The organism is Cobetia sp. MM1IDA2H-1 (genome assembly GCF_002916775.2).
GTDB classification, from domain to species: domain Bacteria; phylum Pseudomonadota; class Gammaproteobacteria; order Pseudomonadales; family Halomonadaceae; genus Cobetia; species Cobetia marina.
In genome coordinates this window covers 749,334-768,475 of sequence record NZ_CM133225.1, presented here as the reverse complement: position 1 = coordinate 768,475, position 19,142 = coordinate 749,334, and the positions used below count along the sequence as shown (strand labels likewise).

Sequence of the window (19,142 nt, the reverse complement as noted above, 5' to 3'; positions counted from 1 at the left end):
CTTTGGCCGGCCGCCGGGCCTGGGCCTGAGCTCTAAACCCTGAGCCCTGCCGCTGGCATCAGGGGCTCGTCACTTGGCGTCGAGATCCTCGATGTCCGGCACATGCAGCGAGAACTGCTCCTTGACCTCTTCCATCACCACATAGCTCTTGGATTCCTTGACCCCGGGCAGCGTCAGCACCACATCCCCGAGCAACTGCCGATAGGCGGACATTTCCGGAATCCGGCACTTGAGGATGTAATCGAACTGCCCCGAGACCAGATGACACTCCTGGATCTGCGGCAGCTTGGAGACGGCACGGCGGAATTCATCGAAGACGGAGGGTGACTGGGTCTCGAGGCTGATCTCGACGAAGACCAGCAGATTGGCCTTGAGCGCCTTGGGGTCCAGCACGGCCTTGTAGCCACGGATGATGCCGGCACGCTCGAGGCGTTTGACTCGCTCCAGACAGGGAGTGGTGGAGAGTCCCACCTCGGAGGCGAGGTCGACATAGGAAATGCGCGCATTTTCTTGCAGGCAGCGCAGGATCTTGAGGTCAATGCGGTCCAGAGAACGTGATTTCGCTTTCATTATAATAGTTTTCCCAGCAGGGTGACTTGCAGCAGGATCATCCTTACTCCTGTCTTTCGTGCAGTCAGGCAACCCGAGAACGCGGGGGTAATCAGGCGACCTTTCCAGTCATGCATCGCTTATTACTACCATACCCGCCCGACAGGAGATACGCCCGCACAGGCAGGCCTGCGACGAGGATTCCACGCAGGCTCCACTGAAAGCAGGGGTTTCCTCTGGCAAGTCCGGGCCGGCCTGCATTCCCGCCCGCCGGGGAGGCGTCAGCCAATGCGCCCCAGCGTGATGCGCTCTCGCCCACCGAGGTCTTCCAGCGTTTCCACTTCCAGAAAACCACCGGCGCGCAGCGCCTCGCGCACTTCCTTGCCCTGGGCCAGGCCATGCTCGAGCATCAGATGACCGCCCGCGGCCAGATGGCGGGGCGCGGCCTCGATCAGATGCAGGAAGTCTGCCAGCCCCTGCTGGCGCGCCACCAGTGCCGAGCGCGGCTCAAAACGCACGTCACCCAGTGCCAGGTGCGGGTCATCATCGGCCAGGTAAGGCGGATTGGCGGTCACCAGCGCAAAGCCGGTCTCGGGAACGGCGGAGAACCAGTCACTGCGCCGGAATTCGACGTTGGGAATCGCGAGATGCTCGGCATTGTCACGCGCAAGCTGCACGGCCTCCTCGATGAGATCGACCCCCAGCACCTGCCACTGCGGACGATGACGAGCGAAGGCCAGCGCGATGGCGCCGGTGCCGGTGCCGAGATCCAGCAGCGTGCCTTCGGGCGCCTCGGCCAGCTCCAGCGCGCACTCCACCATCACTTCGGTATCCGGGCGCGGAATCAAGGTGGCAGGAGAGCAGCGCAGCATCAGGCCATAGAACTCACGGCGGCCAAGCAGGTGGGCGACGGGGTGTCCTTCGGCTCGGCGTGCCAGCAGCGCCTCGAAGCGAGCCACGCCCTCGGCGCCCGCTTCCGACTCGAGATCGCGATCCCCCCAGGTATAGAACCAGGTGCGATCGCGCCCCATCACCTCTCCCAGCAGCAGCTCGGCATCCAGACGCGGAGACTCGCTGCCCGACTCACTCAGACGGGCAGCCGCGGCTGCCAACGTGACATCGATTCTCACCTCATTGCTCCTGCAGTGCCGTCAGCTGGTCTGCCTGATATTCGACGACCAGCGGCTCGATCACCTCGTCCAGCTGACCGGCGATCACTTCATTGAGCTTGTAGAGCGTCAGATTGATACGGTGATCGGTCAGACGTCCTTGGGGGAAGTTGTAGGTGCGGATGCGCTCGGAGCGATCACCGGAGCCCACCAGCTTGCGACGGGCATCGGAAGTCGCCTGTGCCTGGCTGTCCACCGCGGCCTGCTTGAGTCGCGCTGCCAGCAACGACATGGCGCGCGCACGGTTCTTGTGCTGACTGCGCTCGTCCTGGCACTCCACGACCACACCGGTGGGCAGGTGGGTGATGCGAATCGCCGAATCGGTGGTGTTGACGTGCTGCCCCCCGGCCCCGGAACTGCGGTAGGTATCCACTCGCAGGTCGGCCGGATTGATGTCGATGTCCCCGACCTCATCGGCCTCAGGCATCACCGCCACGGTACAGGCGGACGTATGGATGCGGCCCTGGGATTCCGTGGCAGGCACGCGCTGCACGCGGTGCGCACCGGATTCGAACTTGAGGCGCGAGTAGACCCCCTCGCCCTTGACGCGGGCGATGACTTCCTTGAAGCCACCATGCTCACCGTGGCTTGCGCTGACGGTCTCGACCTTCCAGCCCTTGAGCTCGGCGTAGCGGGAATACATCTTGAACAGGTCCCCCGCGAACAGCGCCGCCTCATCACCGCCGGTGCCGGCACGCACTTCGAGGAAGACGTTGGCCCCATCATCCGGGTCCCGCGGGATCAACAGCTGGGTAATCTCTGCCTCCAGCACGTCAAGCGCCGCATCGCTCTCGCGGACTTCCTCACGTGCCATCTCGCGCATCTCGGCGTCGCTGTCATCGCACATGCCGAGGGCGGCCTCGCGATCTTCCTTCAAGGCGCGATGGCGCTGCCATGCCTCGATCAATGGCTCAAGCTCGGCATACTCCCGCGACAGGTCACGGAAGCGGGCCTGATCCCCGATCACTTCAGGCTCCGACAGCAAGGCGGAGATCTCCTCGAAGCGGTCATGGAAGGTGTCGAGCTTGGTGATGAGGCTGTCTTTCATGAAGGGTCCTGTGATGAATCAACCGGCGCGAGCAGCAGCTCCTGCGCCGTCTGAAGAATATCCTGTCGATCGTCGCCTGACGCCTGACGCAGCGCCAGGGTCGGGTGATGCATGAAGCGGTTGGCCAACTGACGGGCCAGTTGCGCCACGACTTCCTGCGGGTCACGGCCCTGATCAAGCTCGGCCAGCGCCTGTGCCTCGCACTCTGCACGCAGTTGCTCGCCGTGGCTACGATAACGCTTGATGACTTCTCCGCCACTGCGCACACGCTTGCGGTGCTGCCAGGCACTGACACCCTGCCGGATCAGCTCTTCGGCCTGGGCAGCCGCCAGCTGGCGATGACGACGGTTTTCCTCGATGACTTCCTGCAGATCATCCACGGTATAAAGGAAGACATCATCGAGATCCCCGACCTGCGGCTCGATATCGCGCGGCACGGCGATATCGACCATGAAGACCGGCTTGTAACGGCGTTTCTTGAGCGCACGCTCCACCATGCCCTTGCCGAGGATCGGCAGCTGAGCGGCGGTGGAGGCTATCACGATATCGGCATTCTCGAGGGCATGCGGAATGCCTTCCAAGCCGATGGCACTGCCACCCAGCTCATCGGCCAGCGACTGGGCGCGCGACACGGTACGATTGGCGATGCACAGGTTGGCGATGCCCGCTTCCTTGAGGTGGCGCGCCACCAGCTCGATGGTGTCTCCCGCCCCGATGAGCAGTGCATTGGCTCGCGAGAAGTCATCGAAGATATGGCTCGCCATGCTGACCGCGGCATAGGCCACCGAGACGGGGTTCTCACCGATTCCCGTCTCGGTACGCACCTGCTTGGCGACCTGGAAGATATGCTGGAAGAGCTGCTCCAGTTCCCCCCCGAGACCGACGGTACCGCGGGCGAACTGATAGGCATCCTTGAGCTGACCGAGAATCTGCGGCTCGCCCAGCACCATGGAGTCCAGGCCGACCGCCACGCGAATCAGGTGGCGGACCGCCTCCTCACCGAGATGTTGATAGCTGCAGCGCTCAAGCTCTTCTGCGGGCAGGCCATGGTATCGGCTCAACCATGCGAGAACCGAGCGCGCACCGTCCTCTGTCACACAGTAGAGTTCCGTGCGATTGCAGGTCGAGAGCACCGCCGCCTCGGAAACTTCCGGCAGACGCTTCAGCTCGGCCAGCGCAGCCTCGAGCTGTGTCGGCGTGAAGGCAACGCGCTCGCGGACATCGACGGCGGCGGTGCGATGATTGATGCCAAGGGCAAGAAGGGTCATGGAGTCAGTCAGTCGTCAGGGTCTGGCCGGCAGGGCTCGCATCGAGGACAGGCGGCTGTCGCTTGGAAAACCTCCGCAATGAAGGGGCCGGCACCTGGCCACCTGCTTGCAGATCTCGTTTGTCAAAGCGGCTGAAATCGTAAAATTAGCGTGCTCATTCTACCACAGCGCCTACATCACGCGAGCCTGCAGGGCGCGGCCAGCGATGAGGAATTTCCATGGGTTTGGCAGTCTGATGCTATCACCTCCCGTCCGCCATGTTGATTCAGGAAAACGCCGAGCGGACAGGCGCTGCCCTTGCCTCCATGACAGGCACCGCCGATGCTATCCCCGTCCGCCTTCAGCCGTTATGCTGGAGCGATCAATATCCCCAGGGTGTGCTGCTGAGGCCGAGCGCAGGTCGGGCCGGAATTTCCAGCAGGCACACGCTGCCAGGCCACCTTTTACGGGTTTCATGACGGCGTGGGCGCGACTCCGGCCGGAACGTGCCGACTGGCCGAGATCCTTCCACCGCTGACTGCGAGGTTGCATGCACGTATCGACTGCCGCTGAACACTCCCCTCGCGGGGCGGCCCACGCGAGCCCTTCCGAGCGCCTGACGGGCACGGCACGGCTGGCCGACAGCCGCTGGACACGCTGCCTGCTGGCCAGTGTGCTGCTGGGTCTGGCCGGCTGCCAGTCGCCGGCCACGCAGGCTCCCTTCGCCTCTCAGCCGGACCCGCTGGATACCGCCCCACCCATCACCAGCGGCCTGGATGCCAACAGTCTCAATCAGCTGCTGGGCGCGGAGCTTGCCGGCCAGCGTGGCGACTACCCCAGCGCCGCCGATGGGTATCTGGCCGCCAGCCGCCGCTTCGATGACCCGGAACTGGCCCGGCGCGCCGTGCTGGCCGCTCGCTACGCCGACAATCCTGCCCTGCTGGAGCGTGCCGCCCAGCGCTGGCAACAACTGGACGATTCCGCGACCGAGCCGGGCATCATCCGCGCCCGCCTGGCCGTGGAGCGCGGCGACTGGATGACGGCGCTCGAGCAGCGTCTCGCGGTAGAGACCGCCGGCGGTACCGGCAACGTGACCACCTTGGCGGAGCAGTCCATCGATGCCGGCGCGGATCTGGAATCACTGCTGTCACGGCTGCTGGAGCATGTCGCGCAATATCCCGCGCAACCGGGCCCGCGAATTGCCGCCGCGCTCTATGAAGCGGCGCTTGGAAATGAGTCCGACGCTCGCAGGCGCCTGATGGCGATGGAAGGCGAGTTCCCCGAACTGGCCGAAGTGTGGCTGGCTCGCAGCGAGATAGAGCGCGACGCAGGCCGCCTGAGCGCCTCACGTCAGGCGGCCGAGCGTGGCCTGGCCATCGCCCCGAATGACAGTCGCTTGATCCTGAGCGCCGCCCAGACCGAACTTGCCGGTGGTGACATCGAGGCCGCGCGCCTGCGCATTGATGACCTTGTCAGCCGCCATGCCAACGCACCGCGCCTGCGTCTGGCACTGGCCAGCCTCTATCTGGACGCCGACTCTCCCGAGGACGCTCGTCGTCTGCTGCTGCCGTTGCTTGATGACACGCCGGTCCCGGATGCCGCCTATGCCCTGCTCGGGCTGGCGGCAGAGGCCAGCGGTGAGATCGACAACGCCATCCTCTATTACCGACAGGTACCGGATGGGGAGCGCTACGTCTCAAGTCGCGCGCGCGCCGCGCAGCTGCTGGTGGAGCATGATCGCAGCGAGGAGGCACGCCAGTTCCTTGCCGTCGAGCGCCTGCGTCATCCGCGTCACGCCATGACATTGCTCAGCTTCGAGATCGACCTGCTGGATGCCCAGGAACACTACGCCGCCGCCGACGAGCTGCTCGACGGCAGCATCAAGGCTCGCCAGAAGACACTCACCAGGGCACGCAGCGAAGGTGACGGCGAAAGCGCTGCCGTGACGGAGAACGAACTGGCCAGCCTGCTGTTCCTGCGCGGCATTCGTCGTCTCGATGACGGGCGTCTCGAGGAGATGGAGCAGGACCTGCGTCAGGTCATTGCACTGGAGCCCGAGAATGCCAGCGCCTACAACGCTCTGGGCTACACCCTGCTGGTAGAGGATGCGGACCGCCGCGCCGAAGCGCTCGAACTGGTTCAGCGCGCCCATGCGCTGAAGCCGAATGACCCTGCCATCCTCGACAGCCTCGGCTGGGGGTATTTCCTCACCGGGGATGCCGCCCAGGCATTGCCCCCGCTGGAAGCGGCCTGGGCACAGCAACAGGATGCCGAGATAGGCGCACACCTCATCGAGGTGCTGTGGTCACTCGAGCAGCAGGATGAAGCACGCAGCCTGGCCATCGAGCTCAGTGAGCGTTTCGAGGAGGCCAGCGAGCTGGAAGCCCTGTTCCAGCGCATCCCGGCTCTGCGACCGGTCGTGGATGCGCCCTGACAGGACAGCCCGGCACTTTCTGTCCATCGGCGAGTCCATTATCCTGACTCGCCGATGGCGCCATCGGTTGCCCATCGACTCTCATTCCGCCATCCGGAAGGCTTTCGCGTCATGACCTCCTCTTCTTTCCCCCTATCATCATTCTCCTCTCCCCGGACACGCCACCTTTCCCTCGCCATGTTGCGCCGTCTGGTGGGGCCAGTCCTGCTGGCCATGACATTGGGCCTGAGCGGCTGTGCCAGTCAGATGGCCAGCGACAACGCCGGTGACCTGACCCGCAATGAAGGTGACTGGCAGCAGCAGAGCGACAGGATCGATTCGCTCACGCACTGGCAACTGGCAGGCAAGGTCGGCATTCGCACGCCGGAGGAAGGTCACAGCGCCAATCTTGACTGGCAGCAGGAGGGCGATGACTACCACATGCTGATCACCGGCCCACTGGGTGCTGGCCGCACGACCCTGGTGCGTGATGCCGAGGGCGTGCGCCTCTCCTCGTCCGACGGCGACTTCCAGGCACCGGACGCCGAAAGCCTGATGCTCTCGCAGCTGGGCTGGTCCTTGCCGCTGGGGGCTCTGGATGACTGGGTCCGCGGAGTGGCAGCCAAGGGCGAGCACGACCTGAAGAGTGACGCCCTCGGCTTCCCCGATACCCTTTATCAGGATGGCTGGGAGGTGGACTATCAGGATTGGACCCGCGCCGAAGGACTGTGGCTGCCGCGCAAGATGAAACTCTACTACGGCGATCTGACCGCCACCCTGATCGTCAACCAGTGGCAGGCACTCTAAGCGTGCCCCCGACGCTCTCTTCTTTCTCCACGGCCAGCATTCCGGCCAGCTCATCCATGACGGACACGATGACCGCGACACTTTCTCTGCCGGCACCGGCCAAGCTCAACCGCATGCTGCATATCACCGGTCAGCGCGCCGATGGCTATCATGAACTGCAGACACTGTTCCAGTTTCTGGATCACGGTGACCGACTGGACTTCACGCTGCGTGATGACGCTGCCATTCACCTCGCCCCGGCCATCGAAGGCGTGCCCGCGGAGTCCAACCTGATCATGCGTGCCGCTCGCCTGCTGAGAGAAGCGGCCGTCGCACGCGGCCAGGTCGCGAGCTCGAATGACTTGCCCGGTGTCGATATCCGGCTGAAGAAGGTGCTGCCGATGGGCGGTGGCCTGGGCGGTGGCAGCAGTGATGCGGCCACCACGCTGCTGGCGCTGGACCACCTCTGGAAACTTGAGCTCGACCTGGACACCCTGGCCGAGCTCGGACTGGCTCTGGGGGCCGATGTACCGGTCTTCGTTCGCGGCTTTTCGGCCTGGGCCGAAGGCATCGGTGAGCGACTGGAACCTGCCCCGCTGGACACCCCGTGGTTCGTGGTGATCCACCCGGGCATCGAGGTCGCGACCCCCGCCGTGTTTGGCCACCCGCAATTGACACGTTCCAGTCCCGCGATTAGTATGGCGCGCGCACTGCAGGGGGGCCGCAACGACTGCGAAGTCGTGGTGCGCACTTTGTACCCGGCAGTCGCCGACGCCCTGGACTGGCTGGACCAGTTCGGCACCGCCAGACTGACGGGCACCGGCGCCTGTGTGTTCTGTGCGTTCGATGACGCACGACAGGCCAGCAAGGTGCTGGGCCGACTCGACTCCGAGCGCCCGACGTGGCACGCCTTCATGGCACGTGGTTGCAATCTCTCCCCTCTTCATGCCGCTCTGGCTTCGGCCTGAGCACAGCAACTGGTTGAAGTGAACGTTGCTGGGGTATCGCCAAGTGGTAAGGCACCGGTTTCTGGTACCGACATTCCCAGGTTCGAATCCTGGTACCCCAGCCAATCCTGGCCGTTCCCGGTCAACCCGGAATTCTCCACTCCCGAGATCCCACAAGACTCCAAAGGTGGCTGCGCGTGTCAAAACTGATGGTATTCGCGGGGAATGCCAATCCCGCTCTCGCCCGCAAGGTAGCTGAAGCCCTCGATACCCGCCTGGGCCACGCAACCGTCGGTCAGTTCAGCGATGGCGAGATTGCGGTAGAAATCAACGAAAACGTCCGCGGCAAGGACGTCTTCATCATGCAGTCCACCTGCGCACCGACCAACGACAACCTGATGGAGCTGATCCTGATGGTGGATGCGTTGCGTCGTGCGTCAGCGGCGCGCATCACGGCGGTCGTGCCGTACTTCGGCTATGCCCGTCAGGATCGCCGCGTGCGCTCCGCTCGCGTGCCGATCTCGGCAAAGGTGGTCGCGGACATGATGGTCAAGGCTGGCGTGAATCGCGTCATGACCATGGACCTGCATGCCGACCAGATCCAGGGCTTCTTCGATGTGCCGGTGGACAACGTCTACGGCTCCCCGATCCTGCTCGACGACATCGAACGTCAGAACTATGACAACCTGATCGTCGTCTCCCCGGATGTGGGCGGCGTGGTGCGTGCCCGTGCCATCGCCAAGCAGCTCAACTGCGAGCTGGCCATCATCGACAAGCGTCGTCCCCAGGCCAACCAGGCCCAGGTGATGAACATCATCGGTGATATCAAGGACCGCACCTGCGTGCTGGTCGATGACATGATCGACACCGCCGGCACCCTGTGCAAGGCGGGCGAGGCACTCAAGGATCATGGCGCCAACCGCGTCGTGGCCTATGCGTCCCACGCGATCCTGTCCGGCCCGGCGGTCGACAACATCACCAACTCCGTCCTCGACGAAGTGGTGGTGGCCGACACCATCCCGCTGTCCGACACCGCACGTCGTTCCGGCAAGATCCGCCAGCTGACAGTCGCTGGCCTGATCGCCGAGGCGATCCGTCGCGTCAGCAATGAAGAATCCGTCAGCGCCATGTTCCACTGAGTCCTGTCGGCGGGCCCTGCTCGCCGCTGCTCGGGGAAGAGGCACTGACACCGGCAGATGATCCGTCATCTGCCGACAAGCGGCCGGCCCGGAAATCTCCGGGCCGGCCTCATGGATCCGGTAGCGCTCTGGTCGCGGGGGCTGCCGGATTCTCATTAGACCCTTGAGGTATCTGCAAAATGAAACTGTTCAAACTGAATGCTGAAGTTCGTGAAGACCTGGGGAAAGGTGCGAGCCGCCGCCTGCGTCGTACGAACGACTTCGTGCCGGGAATCGTCTACGGCGCCGACAAGGCCCCGACTCCGGTCATGGTCGACAAGCCGAGCCTGTACAAGGCGGTTGACGATGAGGCGTTCTACTCCTCCATCATCACCCTGAATGTTGCTGGCAAGGCCGAGAAAGTCGTCATCCGTGACCTGCAGCGTCACCCGTTCAAGCCGCTGCTGACTCACATCGACTTCCTGCGCATCGACCCGACCCACAAACTGACCATGAACGTGCCGCTGCACATCACTGGTCAGGAAGCCTGTGTCGGCGTCAAGGATCAGGACGGCGTCCTGCACATCCTGGCAACTGACGTCGAAATCAGCTGCCTGCCGGAAGCCCTGCCGGAATACCTGGAGCTGGACGTGTCCAAGCTGGAAGTTGGCCACACCCTGCACCTGTCCGACATCGCTCTGCCGGAAGGCGCCGAGTCCGTTGCCCTGTCTCACGGTGCCGATCACGACACCGCTGTGGTCAACGTCACTCGTCCGAACATCTCTGCTGACGCAGAAGATACTGCTGAAGGCGAAGAAGCCGCTGCAGAATAACGCAGCCTTCTGATCAGGGAGCCAGACACGCATGTCACGAGTGAAAGCGATCATCGGCCTCGGTAATCCGGGGAGCGAATACGAAGACACCCGTCACAACGCCGGCGTCTGGCTCCTTGACGCTCTTGCGCGCCACGGTCACACCACGTTGCGTCCGGAACGCAAGTTCCATGGCCAGTACGCGAAGATCATCTTCGCCGGTCAGGATCTGCATCTGCTGTTCCCATCGACGTTCATGAATCGCAGCGGTCAGGCCGTGGCCGCATTGTGCAACTTCTACAAGCTCGCCCCGGATGAACTGCTCGTCGCCCACGACGAACTGGACATCGACCCCGGCACCGCCCGCTACAAGCAGGGTGGCGGCCACGGGGGGCACAACGGGCTTCGCGACATCATCAGCGCACTGGGCAACGACAAGTCGTTCCATCGTGCCCGCATCGGCATCGGCCACCCCGGCAATGCCAAGCTGGTGACCAACTTCGTGCTCGGGCGTCCCGGCAAGGCTGAACGCCAGGCCATCGATGACGCCATCGACGAAGTGGTCATGACCCTCCCGGATGCCCTCAGCGGCGAATGGGCACGGGCCATGAATCGCCTGCACTCCTTCAAGCACTGAACCTCTGCATCACCCGGCATCACTCCTCTCCGAATTTCGGTGATTCGCTCAGCGCATCACCTCGCTTGCGTGTGCGCGTCTCGCCACGCGATCAGCAGCAAAAGGCATCATTTGTCGCGCGACATGCGCCCAATGGATGACCTCGGCGGCATGAGGCCTTACACTTCCCGCCTGACTTCACACCGTGCCTGTCCCCTCGTCTCCTCGCATGGCCCGTGCCCTCGCACTCCGGGCCTGCCGGTCGAGACGGTCATCAGTGCCACGCCCCATTCGACACGTCACACCAGGATCTAGCGCCATGGGTTTCAATTGCGGCATCGTCGGCCTGCCGAACGTCGGCAAGTCCACTCTCTTCAATGCACTGACCAAGTCGGGCATTGACGCCGAGAACTTCCCCTTCTGCACCATCGAGCCGAACACCGGTATCGTGCCGATGCCTGACCCTCGCCTGAATGCGCTGGCCGAGATCGTCAAGCCGGAGAAGGTGATTCCGACCACCATGGAATTCGTCGACATCGCAGGTCTGGTCGCCGGCGCCTCCAAGGGCGAAGGTCTGGGCAACAAGTTCCTGGCCAACATCCGCGAGACCGATGCCATTGCCCACGTGGTGCGCTGCTTCGAGGATGACAACGTCATCCACGTCGCCAACCACGTTGACCCGGCCGCCGATATCGAGACCATCAACATCGAGCTGGCCCTGGCCGACCTCGACAGCGTCGAGCGCAGCATCCAGCGCCTGGCCCGTGTCGCCAAGGGCGGCGACAAGGAAGCCATCGCCACCAAGGCGGTGCTGGAGCGTATCCAGCCGCACCTGGCCGAAGGCCAGCCGCTGCGCAGCTTCGGTCTCAGCGATGACGACCTCAAGATCCTGCGTGGCTTCGGCTTCCTGACCCTCAAGCCGACCATGTACATCGCCAACGTCAGCGAGGAAGGCTTCGAGAACAACCCCTACCTCGACATCGTGCGTGGCATCGCCGCCAATGAAGGTGCCAGCGTGGTGCCGGTGTGCAACAAGATCGAAGCCGAGATCGCCGAGCTGGAGGAAGAGGAACGCGAGATGTTCCTCGACGAGCTGGGCATGGAAGAGCCAGGCCTGGATCGCGTGATCCGCGCCGGTTATGAACTGCTGGGCCTGCAGACCTACTTCACCGCTGGCGTGAAGGAAGTGCGTGCCTGGACCGTCAAGATCGGCGCTACCGCTCCGGAAGGCGCTGGCGTCATCCACACCGACTTCCAGAAAGGCTTCATCCGCGCCGAAGTCATCTCCTATGACGACTTCATCGCCTACAAGGGCGAGCAAGGCGCCAAGGATGCCGGCAAGTGGCGCCTGGAAGGCAAGGACTACATCCTCAAGGATGGCGACGTGGTGCACTACCGCTTCAATGTCTGAGGCCTCGGGCGCAGTCAGTACCTGGTGAGCCAGCCTGAAAGCGCCTGATGCTGCAGGGAACGCCCCTGATCTCCCACGAGGTCAGGGGCGTTCTGCATCATGGGTCATGCCCCATCATCAAGAGCACAGCCCTGCAGCCATTGTGCCGCCAGCGTCGCCAACTGGTCCGCCAGTGACTGCGCCAGACGCCCCCTCCCCGCCTCTCGACGCCACACGGCACTCAGCATCAGCTCGCCGGCCTGAGGCAATGTCCGCGCGTCCAGGCCACGCTCCCGACAGGCGGTATGCGCCGTCAAGGCATCGACCACGGCCAGCCCCTCCCCTGCCTGCACCAGTGCCGCTGCCAGCGGATAGGTCTGTACGCGCGTCACGATGCGAGGAGATGACGGTGCTTTCGAGTTACCTGATTCAGACGGTGACGGCATCTCGCTCGCCAGCAGGCCATCGAGACGTCGCGCCAGCGGATCATGCGCCCCCAGCGCGATCAGACGCTGACCGGCAAGCTCCGCCACCGTCATCGGTGCCTGCTGACACTCCTGTGCCCAGTACCCTGCTGGCGCCAATACCTTCAGGGGCATGCGGGCCAGTGCGCGAGTCATCAGTGCCGGATGCGTCGGCGCACTCAAGGTGAAGGCGATATCGACTTCATGCAGCAGCAGGGCATCGATGATCTCGCGGGTGTGCTGGGTGGCCAGCTCGCAATTGACTCGAGCATGTCGCCGGCGCCATTGCCCCAGCGCCTGCGGCAACAGCTGCTGGGCGATCGCCGGCGTCGCCACCACCTTGAGAGACTGCGCCTCACCTGAACGCAAGCCTTCTACCAGCCGCTTGACGTCATCCAGCTGCCCCAGCATCCCCTGGCTTGCCGCCTCCAGCTTGCGCGCCTCCTCCGTGGGCACCAGCTGTCCGGCGCTACGGGTGAACAGCGCGATCCCCCACTGCCGCTCCACCTGCTGCAACGCCTTGCTCGCGGCCGGCTGGGAAACATGCAACAGCCGAGCGGCGCCGGTCACGCTGCCGGCCTGCAACACCGCATGAAAGACCTCCAGATCCCTGAGCCGCATGCAAGATCTCCACATTCTGTCGTGTTGTCTCAACGTCCAGCCGACAGCCTACCCCATAACCGAGGGTTATGACGTGGCGAGGATCTTTCATTCGCCGCTCGGCCCCGGGACAGGCATGCTCATCTGCCTCCCCCATACCGTCAGGAGCCTGCCATGCAACGTCATGTGACCATCATCGGAGGCGGCGTGATCGGCCTGAGCAGCGCTCATGCACTGGTCCGAGCGGGACACTGCGTGACCCTGATCGATGCCCATGCCGAGGTCGCCCGCGAGACCAGCCACGCCAATGGCGGCCAGTTGAGCTACCGCTATGTGGCGCCACTGGCCGATAGCGGCGTGCCCCTCCAGGCCATCAAGTGGTTGCTGGCAGGCAATGAGGCACCGCTGCGGCTGCGCCCGCGGCTTGCCCCCTCGCAATGGCGCTGGATGACGCAGTTTCTGGCCGCCTGCAATCAGCGCACGCATCGAGCAAGCGCAGCGCAGATGCTCGCCCTGGCACTGCACAGCCAACAGATCATGACGCAGTGGCGAGTTCAGGATGCACTCGAGGAGTTCGCCTGGCAGCAACGCGGCAAGCTGGTGATCCATCGCGACTCCGCAGCGCTCGACAAGGCCGCCGCCGCACGCGTCGCACCTCAGGACCAACAGGTGCTCGATGCACGTCAATGCATCGCACTGGAGCCCTCGCTTATCCACCAGCAGGCTCATCTGTCGGGCGGAATCTTCAGCGCCTCGGACGAGACGGCGGATTGCCATGCCTTCTGTCAGGCGCTGGAGCGCAAGCTGCAGGCCTCTGGTCGCTATACACGCCTCGCCAGCACCCGCGTCGCTCCATTGAGCGCGCACGACGGGCGCATCGCGCACCTCGAACTCACCCGCGCCGATGGCCGCCGCGAACGCCACGCCGTCGATACGCTGATCATCGCGGCCGGCAATCACGCCACCGAACTGGTCCGCCCGCTGGGCATCCGCCTATCTCTGCAACCGCTCAAGGGCTACAGCCTCACGCTGCCACTGCCAGCTGACACCCCAAAGACAGCGGCCCCGCGCATCAGCGTGACGGATGCCGCGCGCAAGGTGGTCTACGCCGATCTGGATACACGCAAGTCCCGCCAGCTGCGCGTCGCGGCCATGGTGGATATCGGCCACCGCGAATCTGACAGCTTCCATCCTGCGCTGGACGAGAAGCGCATTGCCGCCCTGCGTCAGCTGGCTAGTGAGACCTTCCCCGACGCCGGCGATTTCTCGCAAGCCACTCCGTGGGCCGGGCTGCGCCCCAGCACGCCGAAGGGCCCTCCGATCCTGGGCCGCCCCCAGCAAGCGGGCAGACCGGACAACCTGTGGCTGAACGTCGGACATGGCAGCCTGGGCTTCACGCTGGCCTGCGCCAGTGGCGACCTCATCGCACGCGCCATCTCGCACGAGACCCGTCCCGGCACGCTCCTCGATACCCTCCCCGACCACCTCGCAGAGCAGCTCGGCTGCTAGCCTGATGAATTCCCTGCCACTTTTTCAGGCTGATGCGTTGACAACATCACGGATAATCCGTAATATTCGCCTCCGTTGGACGGCTACATAGCTCAGCTGGTTAGAGCACATCACTCATAATGATGGGGTCCCCTGTTCAAATCAGGGTGTAGCCACCAACCAAGATTCGAAAGGCCTGACTGCTTGCAGTCAGGCCTTTTTCGTTGCGTCGGATTCACATTCCCTCGCATCGCCTGCGCTCATGCTCGTGACTCCCGCCGACAATCGACACCGGAACCGGAACCGGAACCGGAACCGGAACCGAAACCGGAGCCGAAACCGGAACCGGAACCGAAAGAGGCAGCCCGCAGGCCGCCTCTTTCAATGTTTCAATTTTTCAATGTTTCACTGTGCTCGCCAGTCCAGCTCTGCTCAGTCCAGACGCTCGCGATTGCAGAATGCCACCAGCACCTTGATCAGCATCGCCACATCGGCACTGCCGGACGTCTCACGAATCGAGTGCATGCCCCACTGCGGCAGCCCGACATCCAAGGTCGGCACCCCCACTTCACTGGCAGTGATCGGCCCGATGGTGCTGCCGCAACCCATGTCGGCACGGCTGACGAACGTCTGAACCGGCACCTCCTGCTCCCGGCACAGCTCACGGAACAGACCCGCCGTGGTGCTGTTGGTGGCATAACGCTGATTGGCGTTGACCTTGATCACCGGCCCCGCATTCAGTTTCGGGCCATGACCCGCATCATGCTTGTCCGGGAAGTTGGGGTGGACGGCATGCGCATTGTCACAGGAGATCATCAAGGAGCGCTGCACGAGGCACTGATAACCTTCTTCGTTGTCCAAGCCCACATAGTGATTGATGCGCTTGAGCACATCCGCCAGGAAAGGCCCCTGGGCACCGCAGGCGCTGGCACTGCCGACTTCCTCGTGATCCGTGGCGACGAACAGCGCGCCCTGGCTGCCATCGGCCCCCAGCAACGCTTCCAGGCCGACGAAGCAGGACAGCAGATTGTCCAGGCGTGCACTGGCGACCAGCTCGCCCTTGAGCCCGGCCTGGGCCGCCGGCTGCAGATCATGCAGCCCGAGTTCGAAGTCGATGACCTCCGCGACACGCACGCCGTGCTGCTCTTCCAGCAGCTCGATCAACAGCGCATGGAAGGCCTCAGCCGGGGTGCCAGCCTCCTCGCCCAGCTGCATGACCACGGCGGACATCTGCGTCTGGGCATTGATGGCGCGCCCATTGTTGACGTCACGATCCAGGTGAATCGCCAGGCTCGGAACACAGGCCACCGGCCGCATCACCGTCAGCAGCAGACTCTCGCGACGGCCATCCTGGTGACGCACCTGAACACGGCCTGCAAGCCCGAGATCGCGATCGAACCAGGTATTCAGCAGCACGCCACCGTAGGTTTCGATCCCCAGGGTCAACCAGCCCTGACTGAGCTGGGCTGGATTGGGCTTCAGGCGCAGGCAAGGAGAATCCGTGTGCGCGCCGATCATCCGTATTGCCTCGAGCTGCGTATTACCCCGAGGAAGCTGAAAGGCGATCAGCGAGGAATCATTGCGCGTCACGAAAGCCCGTTCACCGGGCGACAACTTCCAGCTTTCGGTTTCCTCGAGTCGGCGATAGCCTTCGCGCTCCAGGCGAGCCGCCATGGTCGCCGTGGCATGCCAGGGAGTCGGAGAGACATTCAGGAATTCAAGCAGTGCTGGAACGCGGGAATCCGCAATCGCGTAAGTCATGATAGCGTCAAGTCCTCGAAGATGAATGCAAGGCACTGTATAAGAAGAAACATGATGGATAGAGCGAAACGACTCCTCCCTTGCGGTGGTGATCGACCCGCCAGCTCTCGTCAGCCGCGCAGGTCCCGCAGGACCGATCACGCCAGGCAGCGCTGACACGCCATACCGCAAGCCCCGCCGATCAACGACAGGCAACTGTCGCGGACGCGGGAGGCTGCTACAATGCCCGCTCGACCTCTCCGCGGAGAGGTCGCTCAGGGAGCAGAGTGTACATGAATCGGGAGTGCTTCATTGATGAGCCTGTTTGCAAACGTCCGGCGCACGGCATGCCTTGCCTTGTGTCTCGCCATGGCCGGCCCCGCCAGCGCCGCGGTCACCCCTACTGACGCCGATGCACAGGCTGCTCGCGAAGTTGCCGAATCATTGCGTTACGGGCATTACGAAGATGTCACGCTGGATGACCAATGGGCTACCCAGGCATTCACGCAATATCTCAAGACACTCGACCCCCAGAAAGCCTATCTGCTGGACTCGGATATCACCGAGTTCAGTGATCTTCGCCACGACTTCGATGACGCCATGCTCGACGGTGATCTCGAGCGCCTCTACGCCCTGCATGCCCGCTACCAGCAGCGCCTCACCTCACGCCTCGAATGGCTGGTGAAGACGCTGGACGGCAAGCCGAGCTTCGATTTCACCCGCGATGATCGACTCGCACTCGATCGTGCGGAAAGCCCCTGGGCCGACAGCGAGCAGGAGCTTGATGAGCTGTGGCGCAAGCGACTCAAGAACGCCTGGCTGTCGATGTCGCTGTCCGACAAGAGCGACGAGGACATCGCCAAGACGCTCAGCGAGCGCTATGCCAACCAGCTCAAGCGCATCGAGCAGACCAACGACGAAGACATCCTGACCCTGATCATGCACGCCGTCACCGGCAGCATCGATCCGCACAGCGAATACTTCTCCCCACGCCAGGGCGAATCCTTCGATATCCAGATGAAGCTGTCACTCGATGGCATCGGCGCCCTGCTTCAATCCGAAGGCGAGTACGTCAAGGTCTCAAGCCTGGTACCGGGCGGCCCGGCCGAGAAGGACGGGGAGCTCAAGCCGGCGGACCGCATCGTGGCCGTTGGTCAGGGGGATGGCGAATGGACCAACGTGGTCGGCATGCGCCTTGACGATGTCGTGGACCTGATCCGTGGCCCCAAGGGCTCCGTCGTGCGCCTTGAAGTCATCCCGGCCCAGTCCCTGGATGTCACCAAGACACGGGAAGTGGACATCACCCGCGACACCGTCAAGCTGGAAGACCAGGCTGCCAACGCCAAGGTCGTCGACGTCAAGCGCAATGATGGCGTGCACAGGATCGGCGTGATTCACGTCCCTGCCTTCTATGTCGACTTCGATGCCTGGCAGGCCGGCGAAGATGACTATCGCAGCACCACACGTGACGTGGCGCGCCTCATCGATGAGCTGAAGGCCAAGCAGGTGGAAGGCATCATCCTGGATCTGCGCAACAATGGCGGCGGCGCCCTGCAGGAGGCCAATTCGATGATCGGCCTGTTCATCGACCGCGGCCCCACCGTGCAGGTACGTGATGCCCGCGGACGCATCAGCCTGTATGGCGATACCGATGCCGGCACCCACTACGATGGTCCGCTGGCCGTCCTGGTCAACCGCCTTTCGGCCTCGGCCTCCGAGATCTTTGCCGGCGCCATCCAGGATTATGGCCGCGGCCCGGTCATCGGCAGCCAGACCTTCGGCAAGGGCACCGTGCAGACGATCTCCTCGCTGACACAAGGTGAAATCAAGCTGACCCGCGCCAAGTTCTATCGCATCTCCGGTGACTCCACCCAGAACAAGGGCGTCAAGCCGGACATCGCCTTCCCCAGCATCATCGACCCGAAGGAAATCGGCGAATCGAGCCTCGACTACGCCCTGCCATGGGACCAGGTTCGCCCGGTGAAGTATCGTCGCTATGGGGAACCGGCCCGCTACCTGGCGGCCCTGCGTGCCCGCCACGAGAGCCGTGTCGAACAGGAGCCCAACTTCGTCTACCTGCAGAGCGAAGTCGCGCTGTCAAAGGCACTGCGTGCCCAGCAGACCAGCATCAGCCTCAATCGTGAGCAGCGCAAGCGCGAGATGGATGCCCAGGAAGCCGAGCAACTGGCACTGGAAAACAAGCGCCGCCGAGCACTGGGCATGGAGCCACTATCGAGCTTCGCCGAACTTGATGCCGCCAGCGATCACATCGCATCGGCAGAAAGTGACCTGCAGCAGGAGATCGAGACGCAGGACAGCACCGACGAGCCAGCCGAGGATCCCATCGATCAGGCTCAGCTCCAGGAAAGCGCCGAGATCCTGCTCGATTACGCCCATCTCAATGGCGATCGCTGAACTCTCTCGTCGTCGCTGACGCGCCGGCACATCGCGGTTGCAAGGCCCCTGCCCTCATGTCAGATCCGAGTGCAGGGGCTTTTTCATGCCTGGTGCAGGCGTCACCGACACGCACGGGCGATATTCAACGCCATGCGCCACGCCCCGGGCGAGACGGCCCTCGGGAGAAACAGGCGCCAGCAAAGACAGACGAGCAACGAACAGGCGAGTCGACGCACCGGCGAATCGACAGCACCGGCGAGTCGACGCACCGGCGCTCGGCACGCGAGGGCAAGCTGAAACGAATAGCAGAGAGAGCAACCAGCAAGGAAGCGGGCAGACACAGGAAAGCAGGCAGACA

General features: G+C 63.6%; 15 protein-coding genes and 2 tRNA genes. 11 read left to right on the top strand and 6 right to left on the bottom strand.

Annotated features, from left to right (window positions below):
• Positions 1-69 precede the first annotated feature (69 nt).
• From BOH68_RS03270 to hemA, 4 genes are all read right to left on the bottom strand, one after another.
• The gene (locus tag BOH68_RS03270) at positions 70-570 is read right to left on the bottom strand and encodes an Lrp/AsnC ligand binding domain-containing protein (protein WP_077371505.1); all 501 of its coding nucleotides are present in this window, start codon (positions 568-570) and stop codon (positions 70-72) included.
• Positions 571-830: 260 nt separating this feature from the next.
• The gene (gene prmC, locus BOH68_RS03265) at positions 831-1,679 is read right to left on the bottom strand and encodes a peptide chain release factor N(5)-glutamine methyltransferase (RefSeq protein ID WP_077371502.1); all 849 of its coding nucleotides are present in this window, start codon (positions 1,677-1,679) and stop codon (positions 831-833) included.
• A gap of 1 nt (position 1,680) precedes the next feature.
• The gene (gene prfA / locus BOH68_RS03260) at positions 1,681-2,766 is read right to left on the bottom strand and encodes a peptide chain release factor 1 (RefSeq protein WP_077371499.1); all 1,086 of its coding nucleotides are present in this window, start codon (positions 2,764-2,766) and stop codon (positions 1,681-1,683) included.
• Positions 2,763-4,034 carry a glutamyl-tRNA reductase gene (hemA, locus tag BOH68_RS03255; RefSeq protein WP_077371496.1) on the bottom strand — a complete coding sequence of 424 codons (1,272 nt, stop codon included), beginning with the start codon at positions 4,032-4,034 and terminating at the stop codon, positions 2,763-2,765. Before hemA ends, prfA begins: the two co-directional genes overlap by 4 nt.
• Before the next feature lie 529 nt (positions 4,035-4,563).
• Here hemA and BOH68_RS03250 point away from each other — a divergent pair.
• From BOH68_RS03250 to ychF, 8 genes are all read left to right on the top strand, one after another.
• Complete coding sequence (locus tag BOH68_RS03250) at positions 4,564-6,447, top strand: tetratricopeptide repeat protein (RefSeq protein WP_077371493.1); 1,884 nt, start codon at positions 4,564-4,566, stop codon at positions 6,445-6,447.
• Between the two features lie 111 nt (positions 6,448-6,558).
• Positions 6,559-7,233, top strand: coding sequence for a lipoprotein insertase outer membrane protein LolB (lolB, locus tag BOH68_RS03245; RefSeq protein ID WP_077371490.1), 675 nt, complete (start codon positions 6,559-6,561; stop codon positions 7,231-7,233).
• A gap of 68 nt (positions 7,234-7,301) precedes the next feature.
• On the top strand, positions 7,302-8,180 hold the full coding sequence (gene ispE, locus BOH68_RS03240) for a 4-(cytidine 5'-diphospho)-2-C-methyl-D-erythritol kinase (RefSeq protein ID WP_103751362.1): 879 nt from the start codon (positions 7,302-7,304) through the stop codon (positions 8,178-8,180).
• A gap of 29 nt (positions 8,181-8,209) precedes the next feature.
• Positions 8,210-8,284 (top strand) — tRNA-Gln (locus tag BOH68_RS03235).
• Between the two features lie 84 nt (positions 8,285-8,368).
• Positions 8,369-9,298, top strand: coding sequence for a ribose-phosphate pyrophosphokinase (locus BOH68_RS03230; protein ID WP_077371487.1), 930 nt, complete (start codon positions 8,369-8,371; stop codon positions 9,296-9,298).
• A gap of 179 nt (positions 9,299-9,477) precedes the next feature.
• Positions 9,478-10,110: a 50S ribosomal protein L25/general stress protein Ctc gene (locus tag BOH68_RS03225; RefSeq protein WP_077371484.1), complete on the top strand. Its 633-nt coding sequence runs from the start codon at positions 9,478-9,480 to the stop codon at positions 10,108-10,110.
• A gap of 31 nt (positions 10,111-10,141) precedes the next feature.
• A complete protein-coding gene (gene pth, locus BOH68_RS03220; RefSeq protein WP_077371481.1) occupies positions 10,142-10,726 on the top strand; it encodes an aminoacyl-tRNA hydrolase in 585 nt (194 codons plus the stop codon).
• Positions 10,727-11,024: 298 nt separating this feature from the next.
• Positions 11,025-12,116, top strand: coding sequence for a redox-regulated ATPase YchF (ychF, locus tag BOH68_RS03215; RefSeq protein WP_077371478.1), 1,092 nt, complete (start codon positions 11,025-11,027; stop codon positions 12,114-12,116).
• A gap of 104 nt (positions 12,117-12,220) precedes the next feature.
• Here the strand turns inward: ychF and BOH68_RS03210 are convergent, their stop codons facing one another.
• The gene (locus BOH68_RS03210) at positions 12,221-13,180 is read right to left on the bottom strand and encodes a LysR family transcriptional regulator (RefSeq protein WP_170877339.1); all 960 of its coding nucleotides are present in this window, start codon (positions 13,178-13,180) and stop codon (positions 12,221-12,223) included.
• A gap of 153 nt (positions 13,181-13,333) precedes the next feature.
• On the opposite strand from BOH68_RS03210, the gene BOH68_RS03205 reads away from it, so the two are divergent.
• Both BOH68_RS03205 and BOH68_RS03200 read left to right on the top strand, forming a co-directional pair.
• A complete protein-coding gene (locus tag BOH68_RS03205) occupies positions 13,334-14,668 on the top strand; it encodes a D-amino acid dehydrogenase (protein WP_077371472.1) in 1,335 nt (444 codons plus the stop codon).
• A gap of 81 nt (positions 14,669-14,749) precedes the next feature.
• A tRNA-Met gene (locus BOH68_RS03200) sits at positions 14,750-14,826 on the top strand.
• A gap of 253 nt (positions 14,827-15,079) precedes the next feature.
• Here BOH68_RS03200 and BOH68_RS03195 read toward each other — a convergent pair.
• Positions 15,080-16,408, bottom strand: coding sequence for a M18 family aminopeptidase (locus BOH68_RS03195; protein ID WP_077371469.1), 1,329 nt, complete (start codon positions 16,406-16,408; stop codon positions 15,080-15,082).
• 294 nt (positions 16,409-16,702) lie between these two features.
• Between BOH68_RS03195 and BOH68_RS03190 the strand changes: the two genes are divergently transcribed.
• Positions 16,703-18,802 (top strand): carboxy terminal-processing peptidase, encoded by a 2,100-nt coding sequence (locus tag BOH68_RS03190; protein WP_077371465.1) that lies wholly within the window; start codon positions 16,703-16,705, stop codon positions 18,800-18,802.
• Positions 18,803-19,142: the final 340 nt, after the last annotated feature.